The sequence below is a fragment of the Bifidobacterium subtile genome (assembly GCF_000741775.1).
GTDB lineage: Bacteria > Actinomycetota > Actinomycetes > Actinomycetales > Bifidobacteriaceae > Bifidobacterium > Bifidobacterium subtile.
On record NZ_JGZR01000002.1, the window covers coordinates 38,230 to 56,844 of the forward strand.

An 18,615-nucleotide genomic window follows, 5' to 3' on the forward strand; every position below is an offset into this window, starting at 1 on the left:
TGGATACGTGCAATGCCCCTTTCGTGACTGATAACTCGAATCAGCGTCACAAAAGGGGCACTACGCAAAGGGCTCTGCCCCTTTCATGACGTTAACCACGGATAAGCGTCACGAAAGGGGCAGAACTCCAATATGGACTGCTGTCAGGCGAGACCAGACAGCTTATTAATCAGCTCGGGATCTCTGGTCGCGCCCTTGTCGGCGGAACGGGCGAAAGCCGCGTAGGCCTTGAGCGCGAGCGAGACCTTGCGGTCACGATGCGCCACATAGCCGTCGCCGGCCTCAAGTTCGGCACGGCGCTGGGCAAGCTGCTCGCCGCTCAGCTCGACATCAATGCGTCGATTGGGAATGTCGATCTTGATGATGTCGCCGTTCTTGACCAATGCAATCGGACCCTTGCTTGCTGCCTCTGGGGCGACGTGGCCGATGGACAGGCCCGATGAGCCACCGGAGTAGCGGCCGTCAGTGATCAGCGCGACGTCCTTGCCGATGCCCTTCCCCTTGACGAAGGATGTCGGGTAGAGCATCTCCTGCATGCCCGGGCCGCCCTTGGGACCCTCGTAGCGGATGATGAGCGCCTGACCGGGCTTGAGCGTGTCGTTGAGGATGACCTCCACGGCCTCCTCCTGCGATTCGACGACGAGCGCCGGTCCGCGGAAGTTCCAGATTTCCTTGGGCACACCGGCAGTTTTGACCACGCAGCCATCGGGCGCGAGATTGCCGCGCAGCACGGCGAGTCCACCTTCGGTCACGGCCGGGTGCTCGATGTCGTGGATGGCGCCATTGACGCGGTCCGTGTCCAGATCGTCGAACAGCGTTTCATGCGTCCACGGTTCGGGGGAGATGATATGGCCGGGCGCGGCGTGGAAGAGCTTCTTGGCTTCGTCGGTGCAGGTCGGGCGCATGATGTCCCAGGCGTTGAGTTTGTCTTCCAGCGAGGGGAAGTCGATCGAATGCACGTCGCGGTGCAGCTTGCCACCGCGATCCAATTCACCCAGAATGCCGCTGATGCCGCCGGAGCGGTGCACGTCGGAGATCTCCCAAGGGCCGGAGGGGCTGGCCTTGCAGATGCACTGCACGGTGTGGCTGATGCGCTCGATGTCTTCGAGCGTGAAGTCGACGTCGGCGCTCTGCGCTGCGGCGAGGATGTGCAGCACGGTGTTGGTGGAGCCGCCCATGGCCACATCCATCGTCATCGCGTTCTCGAAGGCGTGCTTGGTGGCGATGCTGCGCGGCAGCACCGAGGCGTCGTCCTCGTGGTAGTAGCGGTCGCTCAGTCGCACGATCATCTTGCCGGCCTTCGTGAAAAGCTCCTTGCGGTAGACGTGCGAAGCCAGCACAGTGCCGTTGCCGGGCAGCGCCAGACCCAGCGCCTCATTGAGGCAGTTCATGGAATTGGCGGTGAACATGCCGGCGCACGAGCCGCAGGTCGGGCATACGCTCGTCTCGTAAGCGAGCAGATCGGCATCCGAGACGTTGTCGTCGGCCGAAGCGTACATGACGTCGATCAAGTCGGTGCTTTTCTTGGTGCCGTCGGACAGCGTCGTGGTGCCGGCCTCCATCGGACCGCCGGAGACGAAGATCGTGGGGATGTTGAGCCGCATCGCGGCCAGCAGCATGCCGGGAGTGATCTTGTCGCAGTTGGAAATGCACACCAGAGCATCGGCGCAGTGGGCGTTGACCGAGTATTCGACCGCGTCGGCGATCAGGTCGCGGCTCGGCAGCGAGTAAAGCATGCCGGTGTGGCCCATCGCGATGCCGTCATCCACGGCGATCGTGTTGAATTCGCGCGGGATGCCGCCGGCGGCCTTGACCGCCTCAGACACCAGCCGCCCGACCTTATTGAGGTGGACGTGCCCCGGCACGAATTCGGAGAACGAGTTGGCGATGGCCACGATGGGCTTGCCGAAATCCTTGCCGTCCACGCCGGCCGCCCGATAGAGTGCCCGGGCCCCGGCGAACATCCGGCCCTTCATAAGTTTTTCAGATCGCATTTGCATATATTCCATTCAAATGTCAACGTGCGACACCTGCATGCTTACGGCCGCATAGTGAAACGTCTGTGCACCCAAAGGCCGGTAGCGCTCATGGCCTGCGGATCGCGCACCACGCCGATGAGCGGCGCTGCCGCTGCTCTCAGCGGATACCCCGATCGCTGAATTGCGAATGCTGAAATCGGCATGATGCGATATACTAAATACTTTGAAAGCCTTAGGGTTTCATGTGATGATGACTGGGAGATAACGCGATTGGGAGATAACAACATGGCATTTGGCACCGAGCCTAATCCGCAGGGATTGGCGAACCCGACGATCGACAATCTGATGGAGCACGCGGATTCCAAGTATGCGCTGTCGATTTTCGCCGCGAAGAGAGCCCGTCAGATCAATTCCTACTTCACGCAGCTCAACGAGGGCCTGCTGCAGAACGTCGGGCCGCTCGTGGAATACAAGAACCAGGAGAAGCCGCTGTCTATCGCTTTCCGCGAAATCAACGAGGGCCTGCTCGAAGAGACTCTCGGCGAGGACGATCTGAGCGAAGGCAACTGAATCTCCGGACGTTTCCGCCCGCCGCAGCCGCATCGCGCAGCAGGTGACTAGCTGAGGCAAACGAGGAAGCATACCGCATTCGCCCCGATTCGCGATGTGCACGCAAGGCGTGACACGTCGCGGGTCGGGGCGTACTATATGCGGCATGACAAGGAGCCGGGGCGCGACATGCAGCCGCCCATGCGATCCGGTGACGACATGGCGGAGCTCTGGATGCCCGGAGCAGGGGGAATTATGGAACAGCGTCTGATTTCAGCGGAATCCGTCACCGAAGGCCATCCAGACAAGATATGCGACCAGATTTCGGATGCCATTCTCGATGACATGCTGCGGCAGGACCCACATTCGCATGTGGCCGTGGAGACTTCGGCCACGACAGGCCAGTTCTTCGTCTTCGGCGAAGTGACCAGCGACGGGTACAGCGACATTCAGAGCATCGTGCGCTCAGTCGTCAAGAACATCGGCTACACGAGTTCGGATATCGGCCTGGACGCCGATTCCTGTGGCGTGCTGGTCTCGCTGACCGGGCAGAGCGCGGAAATCAACCAAGGCGTGGCCCGGCTGGGGTGCGACGAGGAGTCGGCCGTCTCGCGCGAGGAACGCTACGCCGCGCAGGGCGCCGGCGACCAAGGCGTGATGTTCGGCTATGCCAGCGATGAGACGCCCGTGCTCATGCCGCTGCCGATCCACCTTGCACACCGCTTGGCATATCGTCTGACCGAAGTACGCAAGCAGGGTATCATCGGCCATCTGCGCCCGGACGGCAAAACGCAGGTGACCATCGAATACGACGAGCAGGGCCGTCCGGTGCGCGTCGACACCGTGCTCATCTCCACGCAGCATGACCCCGAGGTGGATCATGACTGGCTGCTCGGCCAGCTCAAGGAGCATGTCATCGAGCCGGTGCTCGACGAGGTGTGCGGCGGCGATCTCAAGCATGACGACTACCGCGTGCTGGTCAATCCCACCGGATCGTTCGTGCTGGGCGGACCGGCTGCGGACGCGGGCCTGACCGGCCGCAAGATCATCGTGGACACCTACGGCGGCGCGGCCCATCACGGCGGCGGCGCGTTCTCGGGCAAGGACCCGAGCAAGGTCGACCGCTCGGCCGCCTACGCCGCGCGCTGGGTGGCCAAGAACATCGTCGCTGCCGGTCTTGCGCACAAGGTCGAGGTGCAGATCGCGTATGCCATCGGCGTGGCGGATCCCGTCAGCGTCAACGTCGAGACCTATGGCACCGAAACGGCGGGCGTGACCCGAGAGCAGATTCAGGCGGCGGTGCGCACGGTCTTCGACCTGCGGCCGGCCGCCATCATCGACGAGCTCGACCTGCTGCGACCCATATACTTCAAAACCGCCGCCTACGGGCACTTCGGCCGCACCGACCCTGATTTCACATGGGAGCGCACTGACAAAGTGGCGGCGCTCAAGGCCGCGCTGCGGTGATAACGATTCGGCCCGCGCCTTTTCTCATTCGAGGAAAGGCGCGGGCCGATTCCTTGCGCTTTGGGTATAAGTAAAATCTTTACCGAGTGCGAAATCGTCACGCAGGGCGCGAATAGGAGAACTAGGCTAAAACAGGAATATTCCTGTGGATGGAGGCGTGTATATGGCGGGTATGACCGTTGCGGACATGATCGGGCTGTTTGCGGATGATACCGGGCAGGTGAATGTCACGGCGTTCGATGGGTCGACGTTCGGGCCTGATGATGCGCCGCTGCATCTCATCGTCAAGAATTCGAGAGCCGTTTACTATATGGTCGAGCACCCCAATGATCTGGGGCTTGCCCGCGCCTATCTGCAGGGCGACATCGCCTCTCCGGAGATTCTTCCCGGCGACCCGTACGAGGTTTTCAAACGGCTGACCGAACTCGAAGGCAGCTTCCACCGGCCCGATTCGATCGGCCTGGCCAAGATGCTGTCCACCGTCGCCAAGCACGGCATCAGGCATCCGGAACGCCCGGCCATCGAAGGCCCGAGCAAGCTGCGGCGCATCACCGAAGGCTTGCTGCCGCACACCAAGGCAGGCGACGCGGCCACAGTGAGCTATCACTACGACCAGTCGAACGAGTTCTACCGGCTCTTCCTCGGCCCCTCGATGACGTATACCTGCGCGGTGTTCAACACGCCGGATGATTCCTTGGAAGAGGCCGAGGAGCGCAAGCTCAATCTGGTGCTCGACAAGCTCGGCGTCAAGGCCGGCGAGCGGATGCTCGACATCGGCTGCGGCTGGGGCTCCATGGAAGTCCTGGCTGCCAAGCGCGGCATCCATGTGCTCGGCGTCACCTTGTCGCAGGAGCAGGTCGATTGGGCGCAGGACTGGATCAGGCGCGAAGGCCTTGAGGATCTGGCCGAAGTGCGGCTTATGGACTACCGCGATGTGCCGGAGGGCGACTTCGACGCGATCTGCTCGCTGGGCATGATGGAGCACGTCGGCTTCAAGCACTATCCCTCCTACTTCAAGGAGATTCTGGACAAGCTCAAGCCCAACGGCACGCTCCTGAACCATCAGATCACGCGCACGCGGTCCACCGACGGCAAAACCGCCGGGCAATTCATCGACCGCTACATCTTCCCTGACGGCGAGCTGGCCTCGCCCGGCGAGATCGAAATGGTGATCCAGGACACGGGCTTCGAGGTCGTGAACCAGGAGAATCTGCGCCAGCACTACGCGCTGACCCTGCACCAGTGGAACAAGAACCTGCAGGACCACTGGGACGAGGCCGTGGCGATGGTCGGCGAGCCGAAGGCGCGGCTGTGGGGATTGTACATCGCCGGCAGCGCGCTGAACTTCGAACTGAACAACATTCAGATCCATCAGTTCCTGTGCGTCAAGCCAAACAAGGAGGGCACGGATTCCTACCCGCTGCGCCCATGGTGGTATGACGGGTCCAGCCGTCAATAGCCAATAGTTCGGTATTCCGCCGGGTCAATCGGCAGATCGACACGGGCTGAGTCGTCGCAGCGCACACTGCGGCGGCTCAGTCTATTTGCCGTCTGGGCGGACAGAGCGGCTTGAACTGCTGGAATCTAGGTCGTCGGGATTTGGACCGCGCCGGGAGCGTACGCTATAACCATGATCGAAACGCATGCCGAACAGCTCGCGCTTGACGGGCTGGCGCCCCGCAAACGGCGCAAGCGTGCCGCGGTACGCGAGCGGGCTCACGAATTGCCGGTAGCGCAGGTGGTGCTCGATGTCCAAGCCACGCATCTGGGGCAGACCTTCGACTATCTCATCGATGAGCGGCTCTCGGCCCAGGCATTGCCGGGCGTGATGGTTCGTGTGCGTTTCGGCGGCCAGCGAGTCAACGGCGTCATCTGGAACCGGGTCGCGTCCTCGCATGCTCCAGCCTCCGCGCTGCGCTACATCGAACGCGTGCTCAGCGCCGAGCCGCTGGTGGGGCCTTCGATGCGCGAGGACATCGCCATGATCGCCGACGCCTATGGCGGGACGCGGGCCAACATTCTGCGGCTGGCGGTCCCCGCCCGCGTGGCGCGTGTTGACAAGGAGCGCGAGGGCATCGCATCCGCCCAATCGGTGGGCGGCAGCAGAGGCATACCCCGCGCGGCCGGATCGGCGCTCGCTCGTGAATTCGAGCGGGTGCTGCGCGACTACGACTCGGCGACGCGCCTGCGTGGTGCGATCGAAGGCGGCGGATTCGCCTCCTTCGTGCTTGATATGCTTCCCGGCGCCGCCCGTTGGGCGCGAGACTTGGCGATTCTGGCCGTGGATGCGTTGGCGTCCGATAAAGCTGCGGTGCTGGTGCTGCCCGGCATGCGCGAGACCCGGGATATCGCCGAGCAGCTGCGCCGATTGGGGCTGCGAGCCTTCGATGCCGGACAGCCGGTGCACGGCTCGTATCATGGTGACTTCATCGTGCTGAGCGCCGCCCTGCCGCCTGTCGAGCGATACCGCGCATACTGCGCTGCGGCCAGTGGCGCGATACGCTGCGTGATCGGCACGCGCGCGGCCATGTACGCGCCGGTAGAGGGGCCGGGGCTGTTCGCCATCGTCGAGGACGCCGCATACCAGAACGCCGACGGCATGATGCCGTACGCGAATGCGCGTGGCGTGCTGCGGCTGCGTGCGAAGGCGCATCGCGGGGTGTTCGTGGCCATGGCCAATGCCCGCAGTCCGATCAGCCAATGGGAGGTTTCCGAGTCAGGCAAGGCTGGACAGAGCACGCCGGTCAGCGGTGCAAGTCAGGAAATCAGGCCGCTGCGTTCCGTCGTCAAAGAGGATATCCCGTGGATTCGCTGGCTCAATCGCGAGGAACTGACTCGTCTGGCTGATTCGGCGGTAGGAGCGCGTGTTCCGCATTTCGCTGTCCGTACGCTTTCCGAAGCGTTGGATCGCGGTCCGGTGCTGCTCTCGATACCCCATGACGGCGTTGCCGAGGCGCTCAGCTGCGCACAATGCCATCGCCAGGCCCGTTGCTCGCGCTGCACGGGGCCGTTGATGCGGGGCAACGATGGCACGGCCCGCTGCCGGTGGTGCGGGGCCGCCGCTGCGAATTGGCGCTGTTCGCATTGCTCGGGCGAGCGCATGCGCGCGGTGCGTGTGGGCGCTGCGGGAACAGCCGCGCAGCTGCAGGGCCTATTTCGCAATGTGCCGATGGTGCTTTCCGCCCCCAGCCAGCCCCAGGGCATCGTGGAATCGGTGCCCTGCCGCCCGATGCTGGTGATCGCCACGCCCGGCGCGGAGCCGCGAGTGCGGTCTGCCGATAGTCTGGCACCGCATTCGGCTGCGCCGCCGCATTCGGCTGCCGCTGCCCAGTCAGCAACGTGGTCTCCTGCCGTCGCGCAGTCTTCGGTGAACCGCAACGGCGATAATGGCGAGAGCGAACACGCCAGCGTGGTTGGCAATGACAGCGTTCCTGGCAATGAGTATGCTGCCGTTGCGATACTCGACGCCTGGACGAGCCTGTATGCGCCGGGCGTGGATGCGCGAGTGGACGCGTTGAATGCGTGGATGCGGGCGGTTTCCTTGTGTGCGCCGCGTTCCCGAGGCGGCCAGGCGCTGTTGATCGGGGAGAGCGACCCGGCGCTGGCTCGCTCGCTGGTGCTGTGGGATTCCTCATTGCTAGCTATGCGCGAGCTCGAAGAGCGTGCGGAGACTGGCCTGCCGCCAGTCGTGGCCTGCGCCTGCGTCTGGGGCAGACGTGACGCGGTCATGGGGCTGCTGCGTCATGTGGGCGCATTGGACGGCGATCTTGCCACGCTTGACATGGCAGGAGAGATGATGCCCGCCGTCCTGGGGCCAGTGCCGATCGCTGCGCCGCGCACGATGGATGCGCACGAGCTTGAGGCGACGCGCGACCGTGTCAAGGCGGTGATTCGGGCAGCTCCCGAGCGCCGGGCGATGCTCGCGCTGCGGCTGCGTGACGAAGTGGCCCGGCATGTGGCCGCGCGTGAGCCAGGGGAGCTGCGCTTCCAAGTCGACCCCAAGGACCTGCTGTAGCGTTCATCAGCGTTATCGGTGGCCAACTGCCACGAAAGGGCCCGCTGTGCTCATGGAACACAACATCCGCCCCCCTAGGCTTAGCGTCCGTTTTGTAGCGCTAGCTATGTCCTGACGCTACAATCCTGCCGCTAGCGAAGCTTTACAGACCGTTGTGTAGCGACAGGCCATAGCTAGCGCTACAAAACGGACGCTCAACGTAGGGGGTGCGGACGAAAAGCATAGCCAACTTTCCGCCCGCACTTCCAGTCGTCAGTGGCCTTTTCGCGCCAGTAGCCGGGGCGTGGGCCGGCTGCGAGGTCTGCACGGCATGGAAGCATAGAACGGCGACGGGCGGCGAGGTATGATAAGGCTTTGGCTTCGGCGCGAATTTGACCGCGAAAGAGCGCCAGAAGCGTTCGAGAAGTCATAAGGAGGATGCTGGTGCAAGGCTATCCAGGAGAACCTGATATGCGCTATGACCTGCTGCAGGCCGAAGGCAATGCGGCGCAGGCGCAAGGGCGGCCGGTGACGGATGTGATCTTCGACTTCGGCAACGTGCTGCTGAACTGGGACCCGGGCGCGGCGCTGGTTCCGCGCTACGATCAAGACACCATCGCACGTTTTCTCGATAACGAGATTTCGGGATTCTATGACGTCGACGACATGGTCGACGAAGGCGGCTCGGTGGACGATGCCTTGGCGATGGTGCGGGAAAAGCACGGCGAGCAATGGGCTGAAGTCATCCGATATTATTACGGCCACACGCAGGATTCGCTGGCGGGGCCGATTCCCGGCGCGCGCATGCTGATTCGCGATCTTAAGGCCGCAGGCATAGGCGTGTGGGGACTGTCCAACTGGCAGAAGGAGAGCTTTCCGCAGGCCGAGCAGCAGTTCGCCGCGCTGCGCGAGCTCGATGGCAAGGTCATATCCGGGCTCGTCTCGATGCGCAAGCCGCAGCGCCGCATCTACGAGTTTGCGCTGAGCACCTTCGGTATCGACGCCGGCACCAGCGTGTTCGTGGACGACAAGGCCATGAACATCGTCGGTGCGAACGAGGCCGGCATCCGCGGCATCCGCTTCTCCGACCCCTACCGGCTGCGGGCTGTGCTGATCGATCTGGGAATCGGTATTCCGCCAATCCGTTCAGTGTCATAGCGTTCGGTAGCATGGTCGTAGGCCTTTGCCCGGTGAGATCGGCACCGCTTATTGACGCGGCCATGCGCAACGACGGTCTGCTTCGACGTGCTACGGGCTGCCGATAACGATGGCTGCGGCCATGCGAATTCACGCATCGCAAAGGCCGAACAGCATATTTCAGGTCTTCGTCATGCGTCACTGCGGTTCGCGACCACGGCAGTTCAGGTTGCGTGCGGTTCAGATATTCATCAGTTCAAATATTGATCAGTTCAAATAACCAGTGGAATGGAAGAAACACATGGTACGAGTGTTGTTTGCAGGTACTCCCGATGTGGCGGTGCCCTCGCTGCGAACATTGGCGGGAGACCCCGAGCATTTCGAGGTGGTCGCCGTGCTCACCAGGCCGGATGCGTTACGTGGCCGCGGACGCCGTCTCGAACCCAGCCCGGTCAAGCAAGCGGCGCTGGAGCTGGGGCTTCCCGTGCTCGAATGCGACCCCAACGAGCCGGCTTTCGTCGATGAACTGCTGGCGACCGGCGCCGAGGCCGCAGCAGTCGTCGCCTATGGCAGGATCCTTAAGGAATCCGTGCTCGAGGCGCTGCCGATGGGCTGGTACAATCTGCATTTCTCCCTGTTGCCGCAGTGGCGCGGGGCGGCTCCGGTCCAGCGCGCGATCTGGGCTGGCGACACGCTGACCGGGGCCACCGTGTTCCGCATCACGCGCGGCATGGATTCCGGGCCGATTCTGGCGCAATCGACCATCGAGATCGGTCCGCATGAGACCGCAGGAGATCTGCTGGCCCGGTTGGCCGAAGATGGCTCCCGTCTGCTGGCCGCCGCGCTGCAGGCCATGGCGGACGGCCAGATCCAGCCCGTGGAGCAGCAGGTGGGCGCTTACGAGATCGCCGAGAAGATCCGCGTCGAGGATGCCCATATTCGCTTCGATGTGCCGGCCTTCGCCGTGGACCGCCAGATACGCGCCTGCACTCCCAATCCGGGCGCATGGTGCCTCGTTGACATCGATGGAACGCATGGTGGCAATAGCGGCGGCAACGATGGCGGCAACGTCGAGAGCGGCGATGCCATCACGATGCACGTTCTGCAAGCCCGCGTCGCTGATGCGCCTGGCACGTCCGAGGGCGATGGGGCCGATACGCAGGCGCAAGAAGCCGCTCCGGCAGATTTGGTTCCGGGTGCTATCGCCACGGCGAAGCAGCACGTCTGGGTCGGCACGGCGAGCGATCCCATCGAATTGCTGCAGGTCAAGGCGCAGGGCAAGAAGGCCATGGCTGCCGCCGACTGGGCGCGAGGCGCACGACTGACGCCCCAGGCCCGCTGCCGCTAGGACGCTCTCGTCTCGCAGGCAGGACGCATCCGCGTTGGCACTACCCGCGCAGCAGGTCGAGCACTAGGCGTAGATCGCGTGTGGTGATGGCTGCATCAGCGACTTCGCGCACGGCAGGCTTGGCGCAGAAGGCCACTCCGAGCGCCGCGCGCCGAATCATGGGAATGTCGTTGGCTCCGTCGCCCACGGCTACGGTCTGTCCTGCTGCGACACCGTCTTCCCGTGCCCAGCTGCGCAGCGCCTGCTCCTTGGTCGTGCGGCACACGATATCGCCCAGCACCTCGCCGGTGAGCCGGCCGTCGCGCACGTCGAGCCGGTTGGCGAGCCAATGATCCAGCTGCGCCTCCTGCGCCAGCCGGTCCACGGTTTCGTGGAAGCCGCCGGAGACCACGCCCACCTTCCAGCCGTGCCGGTGCAGGGTTTCGACGAGTTCAAGCGCGCCGGTGGTGAAATGCAGCGTCGCGTACACCGCGTCGAACACGGCGACATCCATGCCTTCGAGCAGCGCGACCCGCGCGCGCAGCGCTTGGCAGAAGTCGAGTTCGCCCGCCATCGTCCGGGCGGTGATATCGGCGATTCGCGCTCCCACTCCAGCTTCCTTGCCGAGCTGGTCGATGACCTCCTCGTCGATCAGCGTGGAATCCACATCCATCACCAGCAGTCCTGGCTGGGAAAGGGTCGGCTTGTCAAGGGCTTGCGAAATTTGTTCGTGCATGCTCTCGATTCTCTAGAGTCACTGGGACAATGGCCGGCATGCATATAACGGTTCTGGCGAACGCGATCGCTTCATGCCCGACTGCGAGCGGCGGTCTCATCGGCACGCTTACCGGCTGGCTGGTCTCGCTGATGGATGCCGTCGGCGGCATCGGCGTGGCGGCGGCAATTGCCTTGGAATCCATCTTTCCTCCCATCCCCAGCGAAGTCATTCTCCCGTTGGCGGGATTCACTGCGGCCCGCGGCTCCATGGGCCTTGTCGAGGCGATCGTATGGGCCAGCATCGGCTCGCTGCTCGGAGCGTGGACGCTGTACGGCGTTTCCCGGCTGGTCGGCATCGTGCGCATCCGCCGCGCGGCCGACGCCATTCCAGGCGTCTCCCGAGCCGACGTGGACAAAGCCAATGACTGGTTCACCCGCTATGGCACATGGTCGGTTCTCTTCGGGCGTGTCATACCGGTTGTGCGCTCGTTGATCTCCATCCCCGCAGGGTTCAACGGCATGAGCTTCCTGCAGTTCTCAGGCTGGACGCTGCTGGGCTCGGCCATTTGGAATTCGGTGCTGGTGGGGGCCGGATATCTGCTCGGCGATCAATGGTGCGCGATCCTGGGAGTGCTGGGCGTTGCGGAGGATATCGTCATTGCGCTGTTCGTTGTGGCCATAATTGTGCTTCTGGCGCGATGGATGCGTAATCTGGTGGTGAGCAAACGACGCGAGGAGAACGAACAATGAACGTGGAGCGGCATGCGCATGTTTAACGTGCGCAGGCAAATGGGCACGGGCGAACAGATGCAGATGGATCGAGCACGGACAAGGCGAACGAGGCAACTTACGTGATGGAGAACAGCAAGGCCGACGAGGCCACGGGTGCGGCCGGCGCGACCCCGGATATGGCCGATGGGGCCGACGGCGCGCAATCGGCGCAGAGCCATGGGGGTATAGGGCGAAGCCCCGAGGCGCTTGCCGCATTCAACGACCAGCTCATGGCTAAGAACCATGCGCTCGCGGCGGCGTTGCAGCGCGCGGGCAGAGAGCTGAACAAGGCGAAGTCGCAGCTGGCCCAGCTCGTCCAGCCGCCAATGACCTTCGCTGTCATGGTGCGCTTGGAATCCTCACACACCGACGAGCAGGGCGTGCGCCATGCCAGCGCCGAGGTCATCTCGGGCGCCCGGCGCATGATCGTCCCGGTGGCGGCGAACGTCAACGCCTCGCGGCTCGCCGCAGGCTGCACGGTGCTGCTCAACGAGAACATGGTGCTGGTCGATCAGCGCGACGTCGACGGCTTGGGGATGGTCCGGCGCATCACGCAGGTGCTCGGCGACGGCCGTCTGGTCGTGGCGGATGCCTCCGGCAACGCGGCTCTCGTGCGCCGTGGCTCGGCGCTGAGCCGTGTCGCGCTTTCCGCCGGCGACAGGGTGAGCGTCGACCCTGCCGCGCGGCTCGCCCTTGAGGCGATTGCCAACGAGGACGCCACCGATCTGGTGCTCGAGGAGACCCCGGATGTCACATTTGACGACATCGGCGGTCTCGACGCGCAGATCGAGCGCATTCGCGATGCCGTGCAATTGCCCTTCCTGCATCGTGCTTTGTTCGAGCGCTATGATCTCAACCCTCCCAAAGGCGTACTGCTGTATGGCCCGCCCGGCAACGGCAAGACGCTGATCGCCAAGGCCGTGGCGCACGCGCTGGCCGAGGGAAGCGGCACCGGTTCCGGCGTGTTCCTCTCGGTCAAAGGCCCTGAGCTGCTCAACAAATACGTCGGCGAGTCCGAGCGGCTGATTCGCATGATCTTCAAGCGGGCGCGAGAACGGGCCGAATCCGGCCGGCCGGTCATCGTATTCATCGATGAGATGGATTCGCTGCTGCGCACGCGCGGCAGCGGGGTTTCCAGCGACGTGGAGACGACGATCGTGCCGCAGTTCTTGGCTGAACTCGATGGCGTGGAGCGACTGGACAACGTCATCGTCATCGGTGCTTCGAATCGCGTCGACATGATCGATCCGGCCGTGCTGCGCCCTGGGCGCCTCGACGTGAAAATCCGCGTGGACCGGCCCGGCGCGGCGCAGGCGAAGCAGATCGTCCGGCATTACCTGACCGACGATCTGCCGCTCGATCCGGGTATGGACGCCGACGCTCTGTCCGGTGTTCTGGTCAACGACATCTACGCGCGCGATGAACGGAGGCATATCGCCGACCTGCGCGACGAGCAGGGACGTTGGAGTCCGTTGTATCTGGCGGATCTGGTTTCCGGCGCCATGCTGCGCAATATCATCGACCGGGCCAAAACCCATGCCGTCAAGCAGTCCATCGAGTCGCGCAGCGACATCAGGCTTGACGCGCAGCTGCTGGGCGCCGCGGTCGAGGAGGAATATGGCGAGAGCGCGGATTCGGTGCTGGACGTCGACGCCCAGCAGTGGTCGCGGATCAACGGCGTGGCGGGCGGCCGGGTCGTCGCGCTGCGCCCGGCGGGGGCGATGCGCTCATGAGCGTCGTGCGCGTGATGGGCACGGAAACCGAATACGCGGTTTCGCTGGCGAACGCGGGGTCCTATGATCCGGTCCGACTTTCCTTTGCCGTGGTGGCTGCCGCGGCCGACCCGGGCACGGCGCATATCCGATGGGACTACCAGCGGGAGGACCCGGTCAACGACGCACGCGGTGGACGGCTGCCCCGCGCACAGGCCCGCCCCGACATGCTCACCGACGAGCCGCAGCGCAATATCACGAATGTCGTGGCTCCCAATGGCGGGCGCATCTACGTCGACCACGCCCACCCCGAATACAGCGCCCCGGAGACCAAAGACCCCTTCACGGCCGTCCGATACGACCATGCGGGCGATATCCTGATGCGTGAGGCGGCCCGGAAGGCCAGCGAATGTTCCGGCAAGGCAATCGCGTTGCATCGCAACAATGTGGACGGCAAAGGCGCGAGCTGGGGCACCCATGAGAACTATATGATGCTGCGGAGCGTGCCCTTCGAGCAGGTCGCGGCGCTGACGACCGCCCATTTCGTCTCGCGGCAGATCTACGCCGGCTCCGGACGCGTGGGGCTTGGCGAAAGCAGCGAAACGGCCGGATTCCAGCTCAGCCAGCGCGCGGACTACCTGCATACGGCAATCGGCCTGCAGACCACATTCGACCGGCCGATCGTGAACACGCGCGACGAGCCGCATGCGCCGGGGGAGTACCGCCGGCTGCATGTCATCGTCGGGGATGCCAACCGCATGGATACGCCGCAGGCGCTGAAGCTCGGCACCACGAGCATGCTGCTGTGGCTGCTCGAAAACGCTCAGGCCTGCGGCATGGATATCGCGGGTCTGCTTGAGGCGGTTCGCCTGGCCGAACCGGTGGCCGCAGTACATGCGGTGTCCCATGATCTGGGGCTTGCCGCCGAACTGCCGCTCGAAAACGGCGGCGCGATCACCGCTTGGCAGCTGCAGGCCAGATTATTGTCGGCGGTGTACGAGGCCGGCGCCCGCACGTATGGCACCGACAGCCGTGGGGAGCCGCTGTGGCCGGATGGGCCCACCGTGCGCGTCATGGCGATGTGGCGGCAGGCCATGGCCGACACCGCGGCGGTGCGCCATGCCGATGACGATCAGCGGCTGGGTATGGCCGCCGAGGCCTCGCGCTTGGAATGGCTGCTCAAATGGCAGCTGCTCGAACGGCTGCGCCGCCGGCTGCATTGCCTATGGTCGGACAGTCGCATAGCTGCATTGGATCTGCGCTGGGCCGCATTGGACCCTGCGATTTCGCCTTGGGAGAAACTGCGCACGCGCACGGTCTGTCTGGATGATGCCGCGCAACTGCAGAGCGCCGAAGCCCAGCCGCCGGACGACACGCGTGCCTGGCTGCGTGCCTGGCTGCTGAGGCATTATCCCGATCAATTGGCGGCCGTCTCGTGGTCGCGCGTCACCGTGCGCGACCCCGACTCGCCCGCAGGGCTGCTCAGCATGGATATGTCGGATCCGCAGCGCTGGACCGCCGCAGCATGCGCGGAGGCGCTGCGGGAACATAAGGGACCGACGGCCGCTTCGGCGCTCAAAGGCATCATGGACATCGGCGCTACATGAAATGCCGGTGCAATCAATGCCGATGCGATCGCAGCATCAGTGCAGCATAAACATCATGGACGGCAAGTAGAATCTAGCGAGCACGGCCGGCGTCCCAACAGGCCACAGTACAGGCAGCATAAGGCATGAGGTGAGAGAGAAGACTATGGATCTACGGGTTTTGGCGCTGAAAGTGGCCGATGTGACTCAGGATGCGGGCAAGCGCGCGTTGCGGGATCAGCTGATGCCCCGCGATCTCGTTACGGCGTCCACGCCGAGCATCCCCGACGACCGCGAGCAGGTCACCTCAGGCGTCGACGATTGGCTGATCCGTTTCATCGAAAACCGTCTGACCTACCTCGATCCCTTCGATGGCTTCTGGGCGACGCGACCCGAGCAATGCGAGCCGGGAAGCCGCTTCTGGTGCGTGAGCGGAATCGACGGGGCCATCAACTTCATGCGCAGCATGTCCGAATGGACGGTGACGGTATCGCTGTTCGAATTCGACGAAGAGGGTTCGGCGCAGCCCATTCTCGGCGTGGTGCACGCTCCGGCTCTCGGCTTGACCTACTTGGCCGCTAAGGGGAAAGGGGCGATCCGCATCTGGCACGCTCAGACCGGGGATCGGCGCGAGAAGATCATGCCTTCGACCACCGCATCGCTCAATGGATCGGTCGTATGCTACGGCATGTCCTACTTCCCCGAGGAATCCAAGCGTTCGCTGGATGTGGTCGCCGCCATCGCCGGCAAGCCGGCCGACATCAAGCGCGTCGGACCGACCTCGCTCGACTTGTGCAAGGTCGCAGACGGCACATATGACGCTTATTTCGAACCGAATCTGCATCAGTGGGACGTGCCGGCGGTTTCAGCCGGAGCGGTCGTGGTGTGGGAGGCCGAGGGCAGGCTGCGACAATGGAACGGCGAGCCGATTCATTGGCGTCGCGAGAACGACGTCGTGGCATCCAACGGGCTGATCATCGACGAGCTTCGCCCGTATCTGTCCTGAAGCCCACGGAATCGGGCAGTTCGTTCGCAGTGTTTTCAGCGGCGCACGGCTGGCAGGCCGCATGCGACGCGCATGATAACGTGACAAGAATCGAGGAGATATGCCACAGCAATTCCAACGCAGACAATCACAGGATGACCAGTTCGACAACGTCGAGGCGCTGCGCACGCGCGAAGCCGAAGACGCTGCCGCTGCGCGGCAAACAAACAGCAAAGCCGATCAGGGCGACGCGCTGGATTCCATTCTGGACGACATCGAGTCCACATTGGAGTCCAATGCGGAGGAGTACGTCGGCAATTTTGTGCAAAAAGGCGGGCAGTGATGCCTCAGCTGCGCGACAGCGGCAATACCGGCTCGGCGTTCAGCCTCCGGGACGATGAGAAGCAGCACGGCTTCGCCAGGATCTTCGGCATCGAAACCGAATACGGCGTCAGCGTGACCGGCTCAAACAAGCCGTGCGACGCCGCGACGGTGGCCATGGCGATGTTCCGGCCGGTGGTTTCGCGTTCGCGCTCAACGAACACCTACCTGTCCAACGGCGCCAGGCTCTACCTTGACGTCGGCTCGCACCCCGAGTACGCGACCGCCGAAGCGCGCGATCCGCTCACTGCGCTGGCCCAGGACCTGGCGGGGGAGCGGCTGATGCGCCAGCTGGCGCTCGATGCCCAACGCAGGCTGAGCCTCGAATGCGGCGAGGGCACGACTGTGCACCTGTTCAAGAACAACGTCGATTCGGCAGGGCACTCCTTCGGCTGCCACGAGAACTATCTGGTGCGCCGCTTCGTCTCGCTGCACGATGTCGAGCGGGCGCTGCTGCCATTCCTGATCACGCGTCAGATATTCTCAGGAGCCGGCAGGCTTTCCGAGCGCGGCCTGGTGATCTCGCAGCGGGCCGACTATTTGGATGAGTCCATTTCCTCGGCCACAACGCGCGAGCGTCCGATGGTCAACACGCGCGACGAGCCGCATGCCGACCCCGAACGCTACCGACGCCTCCATGTCATCATCGGCGACTCGAACCGCTCGCAGCATGCGGGGCTGATGAAGCTCGCCACGACGCATCTCGTGCTGTGCGTCATCGAGCAGGCGGCGCGGCGCGGCGTGAGCTCAGGTCTTGAAGCATGCGCATTGAAGGACCCCAGCAGCGCCAATCGCGCGGTCAGCCGCGACCTGCAATTCAGCGGCACGCCGCTGGAACTTGCGGACGCGCAAGGATTCGCCAAAGCGCAGGCTGAATACGGCGAAATGAATTCGGCCGCGGCTGGCGGCGGAAAGCCCTGCGCGCAAGCCGTCGATGCGCTGGGCATGCAACGCCACTACGCGGCCGTTGTAGCGCGTTTTCTTGAGGACTACGGCACGCAGGTGCGCGAGGCGATGCCACGGCTGGATATCGAAGCTGTGATGCGCGAATGGAACGATGCGCTGGATCGTCTGGGAACAGGCGATTTCGCGGCTCTTGAGAACCGCGTGGATTGGATAGCGAAACAATCGCTGTTCGAAGCGCTGCGCCGACGCCATCCCGGCATGCCTGCAGCGCGTTTCGCGCAGCTCGACCTGGACTATCACGATGTGGCCAACGGCACAGCCTATGATTCGCTGGTGCGGCACGGTGCGATGCGCACGATTATTACCCCGTCGCAGGTGCACGAGGCCATGGTGCATGCGCCACAGGACACTCGCGCTGCGTTGCGTGGAGCCCTTGTATCCAAGGCCCTGCAATGCGACGCGCGCTTCTCCTGCGACTGGACGAGACTGACGCTGGGAACCTCCGGCCAGGATGGCGAGCGGGCGGAAGCCGTGTTGATCGACCCCTTCGAGACGCAACCCGGCGATGACTACCGCCGTCTTATGAGCCGGCTCGGAGCGTAGCAGCACGCCGCTGGGCATGCATGACGCCGATCGGCGAAGAAGCCGGCACGAAGAGTCTGCACGGAGCCAGCCTTGCCGATCGTTTTCATTGACGCGGCTCCACAATCGATATGAATGAGCCTGATATGAGTGAGCCCTGACTGTTTTCAGCCAGGACTCACTCATATCAATCGCCTGCACTGCATGGCGAAAGGCGGACCTTACTCGGTCACGGCCTTCTTCAGCAGCGAGCCAGCGGAGATGCGCACGCCGTAGGAGGCGGGGATCTTGATGGTCTCGCCAGTGCGCGGGTTGCGACCGGTGCGGGCAGCGCGCCTGACGCGTTCGGCTGAGAAGAGACCGGTCAGCTTCAGACCTTCGCCAGACTGCAGAGCCTCGACGAACACGTCCTGGAATGCGTTGACCGCTGCCTCGGCCTGAGCCTTGGTCAGATTCGACTTCTGGGCGATCTTCGAGACGAGATCAGACTTGTTGTATGCCATAAAGCATCCTTCTTGAGTC

General features: G+C 63.8%; 15 protein-coding genes. 12 read left to right on the top strand and 3 right to left on the bottom strand.

The features are described from left to right. Window positions 1-143: 143 nt before the first annotated feature. On the bottom strand, window positions 144-2,000 hold the full coding sequence (gene ilvD / locus BISU_RS01220) for a dihydroxy-acid dehydratase (RefSeq protein WP_024463707.1): 1,857 nt from the start codon (window positions 1,998-2,000) through the stop codon (window positions 144-146). A 264-nt stretch (window positions 2,001-2,264) separates the two neighbouring features. Here ilvD and rpoZ point away from each other — a divergent pair, with 264 nt between their 5' ends. The 6 genes from rpoZ to fmt all read left to right on the top strand — a co-directional run bounded on the left by rpoZ (window position 2,265) and on the right by fmt (window position 10,474). Further along, a complete protein-coding gene (gene rpoZ / locus BISU_RS01225) occupies window positions 2,265-2,549 on the top strand; it encodes a DNA-directed RNA polymerase subunit omega (RefSeq protein ID WP_024463708.1) in 285 nt (94 codons plus the stop codon). A 231-nt stretch (window positions 2,550-2,780) separates the two neighbouring features. Then, the gene (metK, locus tag BISU_RS01230; RefSeq protein WP_024463709.1) at window positions 2,781-3,995 is read left to right on the top strand and encodes a methionine adenosyltransferase; all 1,215 of its coding nucleotides are present in this window, start codon (window positions 2,781-2,783) and stop codon (window positions 3,993-3,995) included. A gap of 163 nt (window positions 3,996-4,158) precedes the next feature. Then, window positions 4,159-5,454 (top strand): SAM-dependent methyltransferase, encoded by a 1,296-nt coding sequence (locus tag BISU_RS01235; protein WP_034532904.1) that lies wholly within the window; start codon window positions 4,159-4,161, stop codon window positions 5,452-5,454. Window positions 5,455-5,625: 171 nt separating this feature from the next. After that, on the top strand, window positions 5,626-8,010 hold the full coding sequence (locus BISU_RS12755) for a primosomal protein N' (protein ID WP_024463711.1): 2,385 nt from the start codon (window positions 5,626-5,628) through the stop codon (window positions 8,008-8,010). 423 nt (window positions 8,011-8,433) lie between these two features. Continuing rightward, on the top strand, window positions 8,434-9,147 hold the full coding sequence (locus BISU_RS01245) for an HAD family hydrolase (protein ID WP_024463712.1): 714 nt from the start codon (window positions 8,434-8,436) through the stop codon (window positions 9,145-9,147). 280 nt (window positions 9,148-9,427) lie between these two features. Further along, a complete protein-coding gene (gene fmt / locus BISU_RS01250) occupies window positions 9,428-10,474 on the top strand; it encodes a methionyl-tRNA formyltransferase (protein WP_024463713.1) in 1,047 nt (348 codons plus the stop codon). A gap of 40 nt (window positions 10,475-10,514) precedes the next feature. On the opposite strand, the gene serB is transcribed toward fmt, so the two are convergent. Continuing rightward, a complete protein-coding gene (gene serB, locus BISU_RS01255; RefSeq protein WP_033503053.1) occupies window positions 10,515-11,189 on the bottom strand; it encodes a phosphoserine phosphatase SerB in 675 nt (224 codons plus the stop codon). 38 nt (window positions 11,190-11,227) lie between these two features. Here serB and BISU_RS01260 point away from each other — a divergent pair, with 38 nt between their 5' ends. The 6 genes from BISU_RS01260 (at window position 11,228) to BISU_RS01285 (ending at window position 18,114) form a co-directional block, all read left to right on the top strand. After that, window positions 11,228-11,920 (top strand): DedA family protein, encoded by a 693-nt coding sequence (locus BISU_RS01260; protein WP_404801775.1) that lies wholly within the window; start codon window positions 11,228-11,230, stop codon window positions 11,918-11,920. Between the two features lie 104 nt (window positions 11,921-12,024). Then, window positions 12,025-13,674, top strand: a complete 1,650-nt coding sequence (gene arc, locus BISU_RS01265; RefSeq protein WP_404801776.1) for a proteasome ATPase — start codon at window positions 12,025-12,027, stop codon at window positions 13,672-13,674. Continuing rightward, window positions 13,671-15,260, top strand: a complete 1,590-nt coding sequence (gene dop / locus BISU_RS01270) for a depupylase/deamidase Dop (RefSeq protein WP_024463716.1) — start codon at window positions 13,671-13,673, stop codon at window positions 15,258-15,260. Before arc ends, dop begins: the two co-directional genes overlap by 4 nt. Window positions 15,261-15,405: 145 nt before the next feature. Next, window positions 15,406-16,245 (top strand): inositol monophosphatase family protein, encoded by an 840-nt coding sequence (locus tag BISU_RS01275; protein WP_024463717.1) that lies wholly within the window; start codon window positions 15,406-15,408, stop codon window positions 16,243-16,245. Window positions 16,246-16,345: 100 nt separating this feature from the next. After that, window positions 16,346-16,567 carry a ubiquitin-like protein Pup gene (locus tag BISU_RS01280; RefSeq protein WP_024463718.1) on the top strand — a complete coding sequence of 74 codons (222 nt, stop codon included), beginning with the start codon at window positions 16,346-16,348 and terminating at the stop codon, window positions 16,565-16,567. Then, a complete protein-coding gene (locus BISU_RS01285; RefSeq protein ID WP_024463719.1) occupies window positions 16,567-18,114 on the top strand; it encodes a proteasome accessory factor PafA2 family protein in 1,548 nt (515 codons plus the stop codon). The genes BISU_RS01280 and BISU_RS01285 overlap by 1 nt, the downstream gene beginning before the upstream one ends. Window positions 18,115-18,314: 200 nt before the next feature. On the opposite strand, the gene BISU_RS01290 is transcribed toward BISU_RS01285, so the two are convergent. Continuing rightward, on the bottom strand, window positions 18,315-18,596 hold the full coding sequence (locus BISU_RS01290) for an HU family DNA-binding protein (protein WP_024463720.1): 282 nt from the start codon (window positions 18,594-18,596) through the stop codon (window positions 18,315-18,317). Between the last annotated feature and the right edge of the window lie 19 nt (window positions 18,597-18,615).